This window comes from Desulfoferula mesophila (genome assembly GCF_037076455.1).
GTDB classification, from domain to species: domain Bacteria; phylum Desulfobacterota; class Desulfarculia; order Desulfarculales; family Desulfarculaceae; genus Desulfoferula; species Desulfoferula mesophila.
Window position 1 is genome coordinate 2,749,873 of the sequence record NZ_AP028679.1, and the last position, 16,351, is coordinate 2,766,223.

At 65.3% G+C, this 16,351-nt stretch carries 15 protein-coding genes; 5 read left to right on the forward strand and 10 right to left on the reverse strand.

Going from position 1 to position 16,351, the window contains the following annotated elements; all coding sequences use genetic code 11:
• Nucleotides 1–127: 127 nt before the first annotated feature.
• The 4 genes from AACH32_RS12420 to AACH32_RS12435 all read right to left on the reverse strand — a co-directional run bounded on the left by AACH32_RS12420 (nucleotide 128) and on the right by AACH32_RS12435 (nucleotide 1,994).
• The gene (locus AACH32_RS12420; protein ID WP_338599876.1) at nucleotides 128–1,096 is read right to left on the reverse strand and encodes a hypothetical protein; all 969 of its coding nucleotides are present in this window, start codon (nucleotides 1,094–1,096) and stop codon (nucleotides 128–130) included.
• Nucleotides 1,097–1,184: 88 nt separating this feature from the next.
• Nucleotides 1,185–1,355 (reverse strand): hypothetical protein, encoded by a 171-nt coding sequence (locus tag AACH32_RS12425; protein ID WP_338599878.1) that lies wholly within the window; start codon nucleotides 1,353–1,355, stop codon nucleotides 1,185–1,187.
• Nucleotides 1,356–1,364: 9 nt separating this feature from the next.
• Complete coding sequence (locus AACH32_RS12430; protein WP_338599879.1) at nucleotides 1,365–1,676, reverse strand: hypothetical protein; 312 nt, start codon at nucleotides 1,674–1,676, stop codon at nucleotides 1,365–1,367.
• 12 nt (nucleotides 1,677–1,688) lie between these two features.
• Nucleotides 1,689–1,994, reverse strand: coding sequence for a hypothetical protein (locus tag AACH32_RS12435; RefSeq protein ID WP_338599880.1), 306 nt, complete (start codon nucleotides 1,992–1,994; stop codon nucleotides 1,689–1,691).
• 349 nt (nucleotides 1,995–2,343) lie between these two features.
• Here AACH32_RS12435 and AACH32_RS12440 point away from each other — a divergent pair, with 349 nt between their 5' ends.
• The 5 genes from AACH32_RS12440 to AACH32_RS12460 all read left to right on the forward strand — a co-directional run bounded on the left by AACH32_RS12440 (nucleotide 2,344) and on the right by AACH32_RS12460 (nucleotide 10,146).
• On the forward strand, nucleotides 2,344–3,243 hold the full coding sequence (locus tag AACH32_RS12440; RefSeq protein ID WP_338599881.1) for a Ppx/GppA phosphatase family protein: 900 nt from the start codon (nucleotides 2,344–2,346) through the stop codon (nucleotides 3,241–3,243).
• 24 nt (nucleotides 3,244–3,267) lie between these two features.
• Nucleotides 3,268–4,734 carry an IMP dehydrogenase gene (guaB, locus tag AACH32_RS12445; protein ID WP_338599883.1) on the forward strand — a complete coding sequence of 489 codons (1,467 nt, stop codon included), beginning with the start codon at nucleotides 3,268–3,270 and terminating at the stop codon, nucleotides 4,732–4,734.
• Complete coding sequence (guaA, locus tag AACH32_RS12450) at nucleotides 4,731–6,293, forward strand: glutamine-hydrolyzing GMP synthase (RefSeq protein WP_434062341.1); 1,563 nt, start codon at nucleotides 4,731–4,733, stop codon at nucleotides 6,291–6,293. The genes guaB and guaA overlap by 4 nt, the downstream gene beginning before the upstream one ends.
• Before the next feature lie 77 nt (nucleotides 6,294–6,370).
• Complete coding sequence (gene dnaE / locus AACH32_RS12455; RefSeq protein ID WP_338599886.1) at nucleotides 6,371–9,832, forward strand: DNA polymerase III subunit alpha; 3,462 nt, start codon at nucleotides 6,371–6,373, stop codon at nucleotides 9,830–9,832.
• 5 nt (nucleotides 9,833–9,837) lie between these two features.
• Nucleotides 9,838–10,146 carry a hypothetical protein gene (locus AACH32_RS12460; protein WP_338599887.1) on the forward strand — a complete coding sequence of 103 codons (309 nt, stop codon included), beginning with the start codon at nucleotides 9,838–9,840 and terminating at the stop codon, nucleotides 10,144–10,146.
• A gap of 76 nt (nucleotides 10,147–10,222) precedes the next feature.
• On the opposite strand, the gene AACH32_RS12465 is transcribed toward AACH32_RS12460, so the two are convergent.
• From AACH32_RS12465 to AACH32_RS12490, 6 genes are all read right to left on the reverse strand, one after another.
• Nucleotides 10,223–11,377 (reverse strand): acyl-CoA dehydrogenase, encoded by a 1,155-nt coding sequence (locus tag AACH32_RS12465; protein ID WP_338599888.1) that lies wholly within the window; start codon nucleotides 11,375–11,377, stop codon nucleotides 10,223–10,225.
• Between the two features lie 16 nt (nucleotides 11,378–11,393).
• Nucleotides 11,394–11,945, reverse strand: coding sequence for a helix-turn-helix domain-containing protein (locus AACH32_RS12470; protein ID WP_338599889.1), 552 nt, complete (start codon nucleotides 11,943–11,945; stop codon nucleotides 11,394–11,396).
• Between the two features lie 19 nt (nucleotides 11,946–11,964).
• Entirely contained in the window at nucleotides 11,965–12,930 is a 966-nt protein-coding gene (gene meaB / locus AACH32_RS12475; protein WP_338599890.1) for a methylmalonyl Co-A mutase-associated GTPase MeaB, read from the reverse strand.
• A 118-nt stretch (nucleotides 12,931–13,048) separates the two neighbouring features.
• A complete protein-coding gene (locus AACH32_RS12480) occupies nucleotides 13,049–14,197 on the reverse strand; it encodes an acyl-CoA dehydrogenase family protein (protein ID WP_338599892.1) in 1,149 nt (382 codons plus the stop codon).
• A gap of 78 nt (nucleotides 14,198–14,275) precedes the next feature.
• Nucleotides 14,276–15,067, reverse strand: coding sequence for an enoyl-CoA hydratase/isomerase family protein (locus tag AACH32_RS12485; RefSeq protein ID WP_338599894.1), 792 nt, complete (start codon nucleotides 15,065–15,067; stop codon nucleotides 14,276–14,278).
• A 44-nt stretch (nucleotides 15,068–15,111) separates the two neighbouring features.
• Complete coding sequence (locus AACH32_RS12490) at nucleotides 15,112–16,290, reverse strand: acetyl-CoA C-acetyltransferase (protein WP_338599896.1); 1,179 nt, start codon at nucleotides 16,288–16,290, stop codon at nucleotides 15,112–15,114.
• Nucleotides 16,291–16,351: the final 61 nt, after the last annotated feature.

Here is a 16,351-nt window from a genome sequence, read left to right on the forward strand (position 1 = left end):
CCTTTCAATCACCGGTTAATTACTTATCATTTTAAGGGGGCGGCAGGGGCCTGGGGGCATTTTTTTACGACCAGCTGGACGTGATAATCGTTACGCGAACCAGCCATAAGGGACATCGACTAAAGCGTCAGAAATTCCAGCCCCAGAACTTCAGGAAACCCGGCAGGTCGCTGAGGTCCGAACTCTGGCGATACCAGGGCTGCAGGCTGGTGTAAAGGGGGTTGCCCTTCACTCCATAGGCCTTGTCCATGCCCACCGTGCCGTCCAGGCACCACCATCCGATGAACATGGTCTCCCAGGGCTTCCAGGCCCCCTTCACGTGGCCCTCCAAGACCCCGTCCTCATAGAACAGGCTGGTGGTGCCTTGGCCCAGGGGCAGGCGGCGCAGCTCGTCGGCGGGCCGCAGGGGAGTGGCGTGGGTCCGGTACAGGTTGGGCTCGGCCAGGCGGGCGGCGGGCTGCACGCCGAGGCCCATGACCCGGTGTTCGCCGGGGCGCACCTGAACCACCAGGCGGGGCCGCTCCTGGCCACCGTAGTCCAGGCGAGCCGGGAAGCTCTCGCCATAGAGCTCCACCGGCTGGTCCCGCCAACCGGGGGGATAGGCCGCCGCCGGGGTGAAATTGGTGGGGGTGAGCGAGGTGTAGCAGCCACAGGTGCCCAGGGTGACCACCAGCACCGGCTGGTTGGCCTGGTCGATGATCACAACCACGAACAGGCCCATGTTGCTGCCCGCGCCGATGAAAAAGGGAATCAGGCTCACCGGGGTGGAGGGGAAGTGAACCCGGTAGATATAGGCGGTGTAGGAGCCGTGGGCGGCCTGGAAAGGCACGGCCCGCCAATACATGGCCGGACGGGCCGGGTCCATGACGATCTGTTCCTGGCCCTGCGCGTCCCGCGAGGCCACGGGCTGGCCGATGCGGTTGTAGGCCTGCTCCCAGCCGTGGATCACCCAAGCCGGGGCCAGGCGCCGGGCCGTGTCCGGCCCGCCCTGGGCCCGGTACAGCTCCTGGGGCCCCGGCCCGGGGCTGACCTGCTTCAGGTGCATGCAGCTCGGGCCCAAAAGCAGGGCCAGCAGAACGGCTATCGCGCCTGGCAAGCGAAGCGGCTTAGGGCAAGGCATGGTCCCCTCATGACAGAGCCACCGCCGAGACGGCGGCGGCCCCATGGTCAGGCGAATAGCGGGCCTACCACCAGGAGATGATCTCCTCGTTGGCGAAAATGAGTTCCACCAGCTTGTCGTAGTCCTGCTCCTGATAGAGGTCGTAGCGAGTGGTTTCCTTTCCCTCGCCCAGGGCTTTGATGAGAAACTCGGTGCTGGGGGTGGGCTGGGTTTTTACGATGTAGAGCGTGCTCATGGAACCCTCCTAGAACGGCACGATGATCTGGTAGGTTTTGATCTTCTCGACCATCTCCTCCAGGGACAGGTACTCCAGGAACTCAAAGCGGTCGGCATTGGCTTTGACGTTGGTGTAGCACTCGCCCTCCAGGTCGTCGAGCATCTCCAGGTTCTCCTGGAACTCCTCCTCGCTCTTTTCGGCCGGCAGCTCGATGGTGGTGTCGATGAAAAAACAGGCGCCCCAAAGGTTCTCCACCAGCAGGCCCAGGGTGGAACGCAGGCCCTCCCAGGAATCCTGGGGCTCGTTGACCAAAATGCATACTCTTTCGATGCCTTCCATGGTTCCCCTCCCCTACAGCACGATGTAGCGATCGCACTCGGCGATCATATCGGCGTGGCGCATCTGGGTGGCGAAATCCTTGTCCGCCACCACCGGGATGGGTTTTTCCATCTTGAACGCCTCGAAGTTGACGTTGCACAGGCTAACGTGAGCCAACTCGCCCATTTCAGGAAAGCGGGGATCCTTGGCCAGGAGCACCCCCCGGTTGGTGAGGAAGACGCTCACCTCTTTGCCCGCCTTCTTGGCGGCCTTGCTTATGCCGATGAGATGATCCAAATGCTCATCGGACGATACGAAAATGCCAAGCTTTTCGGCCATGTATACCGACTCCTTTGCCTAAGGTGGTCAACGTCCCGCCCAGCACCCCACTATTACCACTTGAATTCTAAGGATAATCCGTGGGTACGCAAGGGCGCAAGCCTTTTGCATGTGCGGCGCCTGCCCGGCGGTCCCCAGCGGGCCGCCCATGCCCATCGGCAATCTCCGGGGCTGGGGCATAACCATAACAGAGTAGGCGAATAGCTCAACCGCCGCCTGGGACATGGGGCCGCGTCTTGCCAATCCGGGCCCACTCTGTTAGAAAAAGGGGCAACCTTTTTGTTGCGGCCGGCGGGGTTCCTAAATGCTAAGCCTCCATTATCATGGCTAATATATCCGGGAATGGCGCATGATCGCCGCCGCCCTGGACCTGGGGTCCAATACCCTGCGGCTGTTGGTGGCCGAAGTTGGCAATGGCGACTACCGCGATCTGGAGCGAGGCCTGGCCACTCCGCGCCTGGGCCGGGGCCTGCGCCCCGGTTTTCCCCTGGCTCCCGCCGCCCGCCGGGCCGCTTGGGAGCAGGCCCGGCTTTTCGTGGAACGGGCTCGTTCCCTGGGCGCCCGGCGCATCGCCCTGGGGGCCACCCAGGCCTGCCGCTTGGCCGCGGACGGCGAGGAGTTCGTGGCTGGGTTGGGCCGGGAGCTGGGCCTGGACGTGGCCGTCATCCTGGAGGGCGAGCAAGAGGCCGAGCTGTCCCGGACCGGCATCTTGAGCCGCCTGGAGGGCTCGCCCCAAGGGGCGGTGCTGGCCGACGTGGGGGGCGGCTCCACCGAGGTGGCGGCCCTGGAGGGCGGCTGGGCCCACAGCCTGCCCCTGGGCGCGGTGAGCCTCACCGAAGCCCACCTCGCCGGCGATCCGCCGGCCGCCGGGGAAATGGCCGCCCTGAGCCAGGCCGCGCTCCAGACTCTGGAGCCCCTGGCCCGGATCGAGGCCCAGCGCCTGGTGGCCACCGCGGGCACGGCGGCCACGGTGGGGGCCTTGCTTTTGGGCATGGCCACCTATGAGGCGGGGCGGGTGAACAACCTGGCGGTGAGCCGGAATCAACTGGAAGAGCAACTCGAGCGCCTGGCCGCCCTGCCCCTGGCCCAGCGCAAATTACAACCGGGCCTGGAGCCCGAGCGGGCTGATATAATACTGGCAGGCATGGCCATCTTGCGCGGCCTTCTGCTGGTTTTGCACCTGGAACAAATGACGGTTATGGACGCGGGCCTGCTTGAAGGCATTCTCCTTCGGTGGGCCACGGCCTAGCATTTTTGAAAGAGGTATTAGGGTATGCCATCTCACCATCCCACTGAAGGCCTTACTTTTGACGACCTGTTGCTCAAGCCGGGCCATAGCCAAGTCCTGCCCCGCGAGGTGGACACCTCCACCCAGCTCACCCGCGCGGTGAGCCTGAACGCCCCCATCGTCACCGCGGCCATGGACACGGTCACCGATTCCAGGACCGCCATCAGCATCGCCCGCCAGGGAGGCCTGGGCTTCATCCACAAGAACATGCCCATCGAGGACCAGGCCTTGGAAGTTATCAAGGTCAAAAAGTCCGAATCGGGCATGATCGTGGACCCGGTCACCGTGGGGCCCGAGGCCAGCCTGCACCAGGTGTTGGAGTTGATGAGCCGCTACCGCATCAGCGGGGTGCCGGTGGTGGTAGAAGGCAAGAAGCTCGTCGGCATCATCACCAACCGGGACCTGCGTTTCGAGACCAACCTGGACCAGCCGGTGAGCCAGGTGATGACCAAGGACCACCTGGTCACCGCCCGGGAAGGCATCACCCTGGAGGAATCCAAGGCCATCCTGCACCAGCACCGCATCGAAAAGCTGCTGGTCACCGACGGCGAGGGCAACCTCAAGGGCCTGATCACCATCAAGGACATCGAGAAGGTGCGCAAGTATCCCTTCTCGACCAAGGATTCCCTGGGCCGCCTCAGGGCCGGGGCGGCGGTGGGAGCCGGCGATGAGGGCCTCCAGCGGGCCGAGGCCCTGATCAACGCCGGGGTGGACGTCCTGGTGGTGGATTCGGCCCACGGCCACGCCCAAGGGGTCATCGACACGGTGGCCGAGATCAAGCGGGCCTTTCCCGATGCCCAGCTGGTGGCGGGCAATATCGCCACCGCCGAGGGGGCCAAGGCCCTCATCGACGCCGGGGCCGACGCGGTCAAGGTGGGCGTGGGGCCGGGCAGCATCTGCACCACCCGGGTGGTGGCCGGCGTGGGCGTGCCCCAGATGAGCGCCATCTTCGAGGTGTCGGAGGTCACGACCGCCGCCGGGGTGCCCCTGGTGGCCGACGGCGGAGTCAAGTTCTCCGGCGACCTCACCAAGGCCCTGGCCGGTGGGGCCCAGGTGGTGATGATCGGCTCGCTGTTCGCGGGCACCGAGGAGAGCCCCGGCGAGACGATCCTCTTCCAGGGGCGCCGCTACAAGGTCTACCGGGGCATGGGCTCCATCGACGCCATGCGCCAAGGCAGCGCCGACCGCTACGGCCAGGACCAGACCGTCGAGGCCAACAAGATGGTGCCCGAGGGCATCGTGGGCCGGGTGCCCTACCGGGGCAAGCTGGCCGACAGCGTGTACCAGCTCTTGGGCGGGCTCAAGGCGGGCATGGGCTACGTGGGCGCGGCCAACCTGGAAGAGCTCAGGGCCAAGGCCAGCTTCGTGAAGATAACCGCCGCAGGCCTGCGCGAGAGCCACGTGCACGACGTGACCATTACCAAGGAAGCCCCCAACTACCGGGTGGAGTGATCGTGAGCGAAATACACGAACAGAAAATCCTGGTCCTGGACTTCGGTTCCCAGACCACCCAGCTCATCGCCCGCCGGGTGCGCGAGGCCAGGGTCTACTGCGAGATCCACCCCTGCACCATGCCCCCGGACGAGATCAAGGCCTATGGGGCCAGGGGCATAATTCTCAGCGGCGGCCCGGCCTCCTGCTACGAGCCAGGCGCGCCCAGCGTGGACCCGGCCATCTTCGAGCTGGGGGTGCCGGTGCTGGGCATCTGCTACGGCATGCAGATCCTCACCCACCTTTTGGGCGGCAAGGTGGCCCGGGGCGCCAAGCGCGAATACGGACCGGCCAAGCTCAACATCCAACGGCAGGCCGGCCCTTTCCGCGAATGCGGCCTCGATGAGCCCCAGCCGGTGTGGATGAGCCACGGCGACCGCATCGAAAAGATGCCCCAGGGCTTCGAGACCCTGGCGGTGACCGCCAACTCCCCGGTGGCGGCCATGGGCGACCCCGAGCGGCGCATCTACGGGGTGCAGTTCCACCCCGAGGTGGCCCACACCCACGGCGGCGCGGCCATGCTGGCCGCCTTCGTCTTGGGCGACTGCGGCTGCGACCCCATCTGGACCATGCACAACTTCGCCGAGGCCACCATCGCCGATTTTAAAGAGCGCCTGGGCGGCCAGAAGGTCATCTGCGCCCTGAGCGGCGGAGTGGACTCCTCGGTGGTGGCCCTGTTGCTGCACAAGGCCATCGGCAAGGACCTGACCAGCATCTTCGTGGACAACGGGGTGCTGCGCGCCGGAGAGGTGGCCGAGGTGGCGGGGCTGTTCCGCGACGTCTTCGGCCTCAACCTGGTGGTGGTGGACGCGGCCGACCTGTTCCTGGATCGCCTCAAGGGAATCACCGACCCTGAGGAGAAGCGGCGCATCATCGGCCACACCTTCATCGAGGTGTTCGACGCCGAGGCCGCCAAGATCGCGGGCGAAGTGCAGTACCTGGCCCAGGGCACCCTCTACCCCGACGTCATCGAAAGCGTGAGCTTCAAGGGCCCCAGCGCGGTGATCAAGAGCCACCACAACGTGGGCGGCCTGCCCGAAAAGATGAAGCTCAAGCTGGTGGAGCCCCTCCGGGAGCTGTTCAAGGACGAGTGCCGCGAGGTGGGCCGCGAGCTGGGCCTGCCCGAGACCATCGTCAGCCGCCAGCCCTTTCCCGGCCCCGGCCTGGCCATCCGCATCATGGGCGAGGTGACCCGGCCCCGCCTGGCCACCCTGCGCGAGGCCGACGCCATCGTGCAGGAGGAGATGCGCGCCTCCGATCTGTACACCAAGGTGTGGCAGAGCTTCGCGGTGTTGGTGCCGGTCAAGACCGTGGGGGTCATGGGCGACGAGCGCACCTACGAGGACGTGGTGGCTCTCAGAATCGTGGACAGCGTGGACGCCATGACCGCCGACTGGTCCCGGGTGCCCTACGAGATCTTGGCGCGCCTGTCCAGCCGCATCATCAACGAGGTCAAGGGGGTCAACCGGGTGGTGCTGGATATCAGCTCCAAGCCGCCCAGCACCATCGAGTGGGAGTAGCGCCCTAGCCTTTTCCCGCACCCGGCCCGACTCGGACATAAGCGAGGGCTGCATGCCTCGCGGTTAAGGGATCATTAATGACACCGCCCTTCGTCCATCTGCACACTCACACCCAATACAGCCTGCTGGACGGGGCCATCCGCCTGCCCGACCTCATGAAGCGAGCCAAGGAACTGGGCATGGACACCGTGGCCATGACCGACCACGGCAACATGTTCGGGGCCATCCACTTCCAGCAAAAGGCCAAGGACGCGGGGCTCAAGCCCATCATCGGCTGCGAGGTCTACGTGGCCCCCGGCGACCGTAGGGACAAGGAGCACCGCCCCGGCCAGATCGTCGCCAACCACCTGGTGCTGTTGGCCAAGGACCTCATTGGCTACCAGAACCTGGTGCGCCTGGTCAGCGCCGGGTTCACCGAGGGCTTCTACTACAAGCCGCGCATCGACATGGAGCTGTTGCGCGAGCACCACGAGGGGCTCATCGCCATGAGCGCCTGCCTGCAGGGCAAGGTGCCCCAGCTCATGCTGGCCGGGCGCGACGACCTGGCCGAGGCCGCGGCCCGCGAGTTCGCCCAAATCATGGGCGAGAACAACTTTTTCATCGAGCTGCAGGACGCCGGGCTGCCCGAGCAGAAGAAGGTCAACCCCGGCCTCATCGACCTGGCCCGGCGCCTGGGTCTGGGCCTGGTGGCCACCAACGATTGCCACTACCTCAGGCGCGAAGACCACGAGGCCCACGACGTGCTCCTGTGCATCCAGACCGGCAAGACGGTGGACGCGGCCGACCGCATGAAGCTCTCGGGCGAGATCTACTTCAAGTCGCCCGAGGAGATGGCCGACCTGTTCCCCGAGCTGCCCGAGACCATCTCCAACTGCGCGGACATCGCCGCCCGCTGCAACATGGAGATACCCCTGGGCCAACTCCGCTTCCCGGTGTTCCACCTGGACAACGGGGAGACCGCCGAGGACCGGCTGCGCAAGGTCTCCTGGGAGGGCCTGGACAAGCGCCTCAAGGAGATCGAACAGCGGGGCCTGGCCTTTGACCGCCAGGAGTACAAGGACCGCCTGGAATACGAGCTGGACGTGCTGTGCAAGATGGGCTTCCCCGGCTATTTCCTGGTGGTGGCCGACTTCATCAACTGGGCCAAGGACCACGGCATCCCCGTGGGCCCGGGGCGCGGTTCGGCGGCCGGCAGCCTGGTGGCCTATTCCATGCGCATCACCGACCTGGACCCCATCCGCTACAAGCTGATCTTCGAGCGCTTCCTGAACATCGAGCGCAAGTCCATGCCCGACATCGACGTGGACTTTTGCTACAACCGCCGGGGCGAGGTGATCGAGTACGTCACCCAGAAGTACGGGGCGGACCACGTCTCCCAGATCATCACCTACGGGACCATGCAGGCCCGGGCGGTGCTGCGCGACGTGGGCCGGGCCATGAACATCCCCTACAACGAGGTGGACCAGATCGCCAAGTTGGTGCCCGCCAAGCTGGGCATCTCCCTGGACGAGGCCCTGGACTCCGAGCCCCGCCTGGTGGAGCGCATGAAGGCCGACCCCCAGGTGCAAAAGCTCCTGGACATCGCCCGCCTGTTGGAGGGCCTGCCCCGCCACGCCTCCACCCATGCCGCCGGGGTGGTCATCGGCGACGTGCCCCTGGATCAGGTGGTGCCCCTCTATCGCGGCACCGGCGAGGAAAACGTCACCCAGTTCGACATGAAGTGCGTGGAAAAGGCCGGGCTGATCAAGTTCGACTTTCTGGGCCTCAAGACCCTGACGGTCATCGCCCTGGCCGTGGAGATGGTGCGGGCCAACCACGATCCCGACTTCGCCATCGAGGACATCGACCTGGAGGACCGGCCCACCTTTGAGCTGCTTTCCCGGGGCGACACCACCGGCGTGTTCCAGTTGGAGTCATCGGGCATGAAGGAGCTGTTGGCCAAGCTCAGGCCCGAGGTGTTCGAGGACGTCATCGCCCTGGTGGCCCTGTACCGGCCCGGCCCCCTGGAGTCGGGCATGGTGGACGACTTCGTGGCCCGCAAGCACGGCACCAAAAAGGTGTCCTACGACCTGCCCCAGCTGGAGCCGGTGCTCAAGGAGACCTACGGGGTCATCGTGTACCAGGAGCAGGTCATGGAGATCGCCATGCGCCTGGCGGGCTACTCCCTGGGCGAGGGCGACATCCTGCGCCGGGCCATGGGCAAAAAAGACCCCCAGGTCATGAGCCAGCAAAAGGAGCGCTTTCTGGAGGGCGCCCTGGAAAAGGGCATACCCCGCGAAAAGTCGGGCGCTCTGTTCGACCTCATCGAAAAATTCGCGGGCTACGGCTTCAACAAGTCCCACTCCGCCGCCTATGCCCTCATCGCCTATCAGACCGCCTTCCTCAAGGCCCACTACCCGCTGGAGTTCATGGCCGCGCTGCTCACCAGCGAGGTCAACGACACCGACAAGGTCATGGCCCATATCGGCGAGTGCCGCGAGCGCGGCCTCACCGTGCTGCCACCGGACATCAACCACTCGGGCATCGACTTCACCGTGGCCGACAACGCCATCCGCTTCGGCCTGGCCGCGGTAAAGAACGTGGGGCGCGGCGCGGTGGAGGCCATCATCGCCGCTCGGGAACAAGGCGACGAGTTCAGCGGCCTGCACGACCTGTGCGAGCGGGTGGATTTGCGCAAGGTCAACCGCCGAGTATTGGAGAGCCTGGTCAAGTGCGGGGCCTTTGACAGCACCGGAGCCCACCGGGCCCAACTGATGGCGGTATTGGACGAGGCCCTGGAGCATGGCCAGAAGATGCGCCGCGACAGCGACGCGGGCCAATCCTCCATCTTCGAGCTCATGAGCGGGGGGGCCGAGGCCGCCGCGCCGGAGCTACCCAACGTACCCCTGTGGAGCGAGTCCGACCGCCTGTCCTACGAGAAGGAAGCCATCGGCTTTTACATCACCGGCCACCCGCTCAGCGACTATCAGGACGAGATCAAGCGTCTGGGCACCCTGGACACGGTGAGCCTCAAGGCGGCCAGCGACGGCATGAGCATCACCATGGCCGGGGTGGCGGCCAAGATAAAAGAGAAGATCACCAAAAAGGGCGATCGCATGGCCTTCGTGGACATGGAGGACCTCAAGGGAACCGTGGAGGTGATCTGCTTCCCGGACTGCTACGCCAAGGCCGCGGATCTCCTGAGCGGCGACGAGCCGGTGCTGGTCAAGGGCACGGTGGACAAGGACGAGCGAGGCATCAAGATCAAGGCCACCGCGGTGGAGCCCCTAACCGGGGCGGCCCAGGCCCGCACCAGCCGCCTGCGCCTGCGCCTGGAGGCCACCGGCCTCACCCGCGAGAAGATGGTGCTGTTGCGCCAGGCCCTGGCCAAGCACCCCGGCGCCTGCCGGGTGTCGCTGCATCTCAGCGTACCCGGCAAGGGCGAGGCGGTGTTGGCCCTGCCCGGCCAATACCGGGTGGAGGCGGCCCCGGCCCTGTTCGACCAGGTCAACGAGCTGTTCGGCCACCCGGTGGTGGAGCCGGTGTTGTCGGGGGATTAGAGGGCATGCGTTTTCGCCTGGCAATCATTGTGGCTCTGGCGCTTCTGGCCGCATTGGCCGCGGCCTGCGGCGGGGCCAGCTCGTTCGGCCCGGTGGAGGAGAACCTGCACCAGGAGGTGGGGGTGCTCACCTACGACGAGGCGGTGGACCGCTGGGGCCCGCCCACCAGCCTCTCCCACGGCGACAAGCTGTTCACCGCCTATTGGATCAAGGAGCGCTCCGGCGGCATCGTCAAGGAGCGGCTCTACCTCACCTTTGACAACGAGAAGAAAATCCTCAGAGCCTACCGCTATACCAGCAAGCCGTTTGAATAAAACCTAAGGCGGGTCGCAAAAAACGAGGGCGGGCATGTAACCCGCCCTCTCGCTTCATTGAAAATCTCACCCCTCCTCAGCGCACCATCTGCGGCCCCAACAAGTTGTTGCTGATCACCACCCGCTGAATCTCGCTGGTGCCCTCGTACAGGGTGAACACCCGGCAGTCGCGGTAGTGGCGTTCCACGGGGTATTCGGAGCAGAAGCCGTAGCCCCCGTGCATCTGGATGGCCTGACCCGCCACCTGCTGCACCATCTCGCTGGCGAACAGCTTGGCCATGGAGGCCTCCATGGAGTAGCGCTTGCCCAGGTCCTTGAGGCTGGCCGCGTTGAGGAACAAAAGCCGCGCCGCCTCGATCTGGGTGGCCATGTCGGCCAGTTTCCAGCGGATGCCCTGAAAATCGCTGATGGGCCGCCCGAACTGCTCTCGGGCCTTGGTGAACTCCATGGCCTCGTCCAGGCAAGCCATGGCCACGCCCACCGACTGGGCGGCGATGCCGATGCGCCCGCTGTCCAGGCAGACCATGGCCATGCGGAAGCCGTCCCCCGGCTTGCCCAGGATGCTCTCCATGGGCACCCGGCAGTCCTCGAAGATGAGCTGCACCGTGTCGCTGGCCCTGAGCCCCAGCTTTTCCTCCACCTTGCCCACGATCATGCCCGGGGTGCCCTGGGGCACCAAAAAGGCGCTGATGCCCCGGTGGCGCTTGTTTTTGTCGGTCACGGCGGTGACCATCACCACCCCGGCGTTCTTGCCGGTGGTGATGAACTGCTTGGCCCCGTTGATCACCCACTCGTCGCCGTCCAAGACGGCGGTGGTGCGCTGGCTGGAGGGGTCGGAGCCCGCGCCCGGTTCGGTGAGGGCAAAGGCCCCGATGCACTCCCCGGTGGTCATCCGGGGTAGCCAGTGCTGCTTTTGCTCCTCGCTGGCGAAGCGCACCAGGGCCTCGCAGCAGATGGAGTTGTGTACGCTCATCACCACGGCGGTGGAAGCGCAGGCATAGGCGATCTCGCTCAGGGCCAGGGCGTAGCTCACGGTGTCCACCCCCGCCCCGCCGTAGGTATCGGGCACCATCATGCCCATGAAGCCCAGCTCGCCCATTTGGAGCAGGTTATCGCGGGGAAACTCATGGGTGCGGTCGCGCTCCGAGGCGGTGGGCAAAAGCACCTCTCGGGCGAAGTCCCGCGCCATGGTCTGGATCATCACCTGCTCTTCGGTCAGCGCAAAGGCCATGCTCCCCCTCCGGATTTTACGGCGTAAACAAAACGACCAAAAGCTCGGCGGTCTCTTCTCCGGGGTTGCGCAGGGTGTGCACCAGGTTGGAATTGAAATGCAGGCTGTCGCCGGTTTTCAGCTGGTTGAGGTTCTGGCCCACCTTGACCTCGGCCTCTCCCTTGAGCACGTAGACGAACTCCTCGCCTTCGTGCTGATAACCCGCCCCCTCCAGATCGCTGGTGGGGTCGATGGTCACCAAAAAGCCCTTGAGGTGGCGGTGGCCCGCCTCGGGGGTGAGCACCCGGTAGGAGTAATGGTCGGTGCGTTTCTTTACCGCCTCCACCCGGCGCTCGGCGGCCTCGGCCTCGTCCTCGTCCTTGAGCAGCTCGCCGCTGTCCACCTCCAAGGCGCGCGACAGGGTGAGCAACAGGGCCACCGGGGGGATCATCTCGTCTTTTTCGATCAGCGCCAGGTTCTCCAGAGACTGGCCGGTCATGTTGGCCACGGTCTCCAGGCTCATCTCCTGGCGCTCCCGCAGGCGCCTGATGCGCTGGCCCAGGGACTGGGGTTTCACCTTGCGTGCCATGGCTCCTCCTTATTCGGGCTTAGGCGCCCAGAACCGACGACAATAGTTTTTCGCTGGCGGTGTAGGGGTCTTCACGGCCCTCAAGCACCTTTTCCACCACCGGGGTCAAGCCCCCGCCCTCTTCCAGGCGCACCAGCAGACGCCGCATCAGGCCGGCCTGCACCAGCTCCAATATCTCCCGCTTGAGGCCCTCCCGGCGCCGCTCGGCCAACATCTTGCCGCCCTCGGCCGTGAGCAGCCCGTAGTGTTGCTCCAGGGTGGCCACCAACTCGTCCAGGCCGGTGCCGTCAACCGCGCTGGTGGCCAGCACCGGCGGCTCCCAGCCGGCCCGGCGGTTGTGGTCGCCGCTCAGGTTGAGCATGCCCTTCAGTTCGTTGATGGTGCGCGCCGTCCCCTCGCGGTCGGCCTTGTTGACCACGAAGATATCCCCGGCCTCCAAGATGCCCGCCTTGATGGCCTGGATGTCGTCGCCCATGCCGGGCACGGTGACCACCACGGTGGTGTCGGCCATGCGCACGATCTCCACCTCGTCCTGGCCCACTCCCACCGTCTCCACCAGCACCACGTCCAGGCCCATGGCCTCCATCACCGTGACCACGCCGCGGGCCGAGGCGGTGAGCCCACCGAAGTGCCCTCGGGTGGCCAGCGAGCGGATGAAGACGCCCTCGTCGGTGGCGTGGCGCTGCATGCGGATGCGGTCGCCCAGGATGGCTCCGCCGGAAAAGGGGCTGGTGGGGTCCACCGCCACCACCCCCACGGTGAGGCCCCGGGCGCGCAGCCGCTCCACCAGGGCGTCGGTGAGCGTGGACTTGCCCACCCCCGGCGATCCGGTGAGGCCTATGACCCGGGCCCGTCGGGCCTCGGCGTAGAGCAGCTTCAGGACATCCTGCCAGCCCGGCTCGTTGTCGTCGATATCGCGCATCAGGCGGGCCACGGTCCGGATGTCCCCCGCCATGACCTTTTGGGCTCTTTCTTGTGGCGTCATCAAAGCGAAATGGCCCCCTGTTTCGGCGACCATCCAGCGTCGCCCAAAAAAACTGCGGCAAAAACAGGCGAGGCAAAAACAAGGGCCCGGCGGCGGCCGGGCCCTTGTCGCTCAGACTTTACTTGCCTTTCATGAGGTTCTTGGCGATCACCAGGCGCATGATCTCGTTGGTGCCTTCGTAGATCTGGGTGATCTTGGCATCGCGCATGTGGCGCTCCATGGGGTATTCCTTGCAATACCCGTAGCCGCCCAGAATCTGCACGCCCTCGATGGCGGCGTTCATGGCCGCGTCGCTGGCGAACATCTTGGCCATGGCCGCCTGCTTCTCAAAGTGCTTGTGCTGGTCTTCCATCCAGGCGGCGCGCAGCAGCAAAAGCTCGGCCGCGTCCAGGGCCGCGGCCATGTCGGCCAGCTTCCACTGGATGGCCTGGAAGGCGGAGATGGGCCGGCCAAACTGCTCGCGCTCGCCGGCGTATTGCACCGCCTCTTCCAACACCGCCCGGCCGATGCCCAACGCCTGGGAGCCGATGCCGATGCGTCCGCTGTCCAGGGTGGTGAGCATCTGCTTGAGGCCGTCGCCGGGGTTGCCCAAGAGGTTGCCCTTGGGAATGCGGGCGTCCTCGAAGACCATCTCGGCGGTGCCGCTGGCGCAGATGCCCAGCTTGTCCTCCACCCGGCCCACGGAGAAGCCCTTGGTGTTTTCGAGATCCACCACAAAGCTGCTGGTGCCCTTGTAGCCCGCGGCCTTGTCGGTAACCGCCGCGATCACCGCGTAGCGGGCCACGTTGCCGTTGGTGATGAATTTCTTCTCACCGTTAAGCACCCACTCGTCGTCGTCGAGGACGGCGGTGGTGCGCATGGCCGCCGGGTCGCTGCCCGCCCCGGCCTCGGTCAGGCCGAAGCATCCCTCCACCTGGCCGCTGGCCACCGGAGTGAGGAAGGCCTTTTTCTGCTCGTCGGTGCCAAAGGCGTTAACCGGGAAGCAATAGAGCGAGTTGTTGACGCTCATGATCACCCCCACACTGGCGTCGCCCCGGCTTATCTCGCTCAGGGCCAACACGTAGGAGATGTAATCCAACCCGGCTCCGCCGTACTCCTCGGGCATGGCGATGCCCATGAAGCCCAGCTCGCCCAAGGCGCGGCAGGACTCCATGGGGTGTTCATGGGTCTCGTCAAAATGCGCGGCCTGAGGCTTGAGCACCTCGTCGGCAAAACGGGCCGCGGTTTCCTTTACCATCTGTTGCTCTTCGGTCAGTGCGAAGTTCATCAGTCCACTTCCTCTCGAAAGTGCGCGTGCGGGCGCGTGAAGTTTTTAAAGAGCAAACACCTAGTTTCCTACTTACCTCTACTTGTCCAGTCCCCCCTTGAACTCTGCCTTGCGCTTTTCCAGAAACGCTCCCATGCCTTCGGCCTGGTCGGGGCTGGCGAAACAAGTGGCGAAGCACTCCGACTCCATGGGAATGGCCCTCTCCAGCGGCATGTCATAGCCGCTGTTGATCAGTTCCTTGATGGCCCTGGTGGAGACCTTGCCCTTGGCGGCCATGCCCTTGGCGGTCTTCATGGCCGCGTCCATCAGCTCGCCGGCCGGGAAGACCCGATTCACCAGGCCGATGGCCTTGGCCTCCTCGGCGCTGATCAGCGCGCCGGTGAGGCAAAGCTCCTTGGCCCAGTTTTTGCCCACCAGGCGGCTGAGCCGCTGGGTGCCGCCGAAGCCGGGGATGATACCCAGGTTGATCTCCGGCTGGCCGAACTTGGCGTTTTCGGCCGCGTAGATGAAATCGCAGGCCATGGCTATCTCGCAGCCTCCACCCAGGGCAAAGCCGTTTACCGCGGCGATGATGGGTTTGGGCAGCTGCTCCATGTTGAACAGCACCTCCTGGCCGGCGCGGGAAAAAGCCCGGCCCTCCAGGGGGTTCATCTTGCTCATGGCCGCGATATCCGCGCCGGCCACAAAGGCCTTGTCGCCGGCGCCGGTGAGGATCACCGCGCCGATGGCGTCGTCGGCCTTGACGGCCGCGATGGCCTGGTCTATCTCGCCGATCACCACCGGGCTCAAGGCGTTCATGGCCTTGGGCCGGTTGATGGTTATCACCGCCACGGAACCTGTGGTCTCAAACAGTATCGTTTCGTATGCCATCTGTGATGTCTCCCCTCCTAATCACCCTGCAACATGGAGCAAGTTTACCTCTCGAGCACCAGTGCCGCACCTTGGCCGCCGCCGATGCAAAGGGTGGCCAGGCCCAGCTTGCTGTCTCGCTTCATCATCTCGTAGAGCAAGGTCACCAGGATGCGGCAGCCGGAAGCGCCGATGGGGTGACCCAGGGCGATGGCCCCGCCGTTGACGTTGACGATGGACGGATCGAAGCCCAGATCCTTGATCACCGCCAGGGCCTGGGTGGCAAAAGCCTCGTTGGCCTCGATGAGCTCGATGTCCTCCACCTTGCCGTCGAACTTGGCCAAGGCCGCCCGGGTGGCGGCGATGGGGCCGATGCCCATGTAGGCGGGGTCCACGCCGCCCCAGCCGTAGCTCTTGATGGTGGCCAGCACGTTGAGCCCCATCTCCTGGGCGGTCTCTTTGCTGGTCACCAGCACGCAGGCCGCGCTGTCGTTGATGCCCGAGGCGTTGCCCGCGGTCACGGTGCCGTCCTTTTTGAAGGCCGGAGCCAGCTTGGCCATGGCCTCCATGGTGGCGCCGAAACGGGGGTGCTCGTCGGTGTCGGCCACCTTGGGGTCGCCCTTGCGCTGGGGAATCAGCACCGGCACGATCTCGTTTTTGAAGCGCCCGGAGGTGATGGCCGCCTCGGCCCGCTGCTGGCTGGTCACGGCCAACTGGTCCTGCTCTTCGCGGGTGATGTTGTAGCGCTCGGCCACGTTTTCGGCGGTGATGCCCATGTGGTACTTGTTGAAGATGTCGAACAGGCCGTCGTGCACCATGGAATCGATGACCTTGCCGTCGCCCATGCGCATGCCCCAGCGGGCCTTGGGCAGAAGATAGGGGGCCTGGGTCATGTTCTCGGTGCCACCGGCCAAGACCACGCGGCTGTCGCCGCACTTGACGGCCTGGGCGGCCAGCATGACGCTCTTGAGGCCCGAGGCGCAGACCTTGTTGATGGTGAAGGCGTTGGACTCCACGGGCATGCCCGCGCCCAGTTGCACCTGACGGGCCACGTTTTGGCCCAGGCCGGCGCCCAGCACGTTGCCCAGGATGACTTCATCCACCTGGCTGGGGTCCACCCCGGCGCGCTCCAGGGTGGCCTTGGCCGCCGTAACACCCAAATCCACCGCCGACACGTTGGTGTACATACCGCCGAATTTGCCAACCGCCGTGCGCGCCGCGCCTACGATAACCGCTTCAGTCATTTCTAGAAACTCCTTGTGTTGCTGCCAAAAATCGATGCGAAAAATCGATGCCCTACGGGCT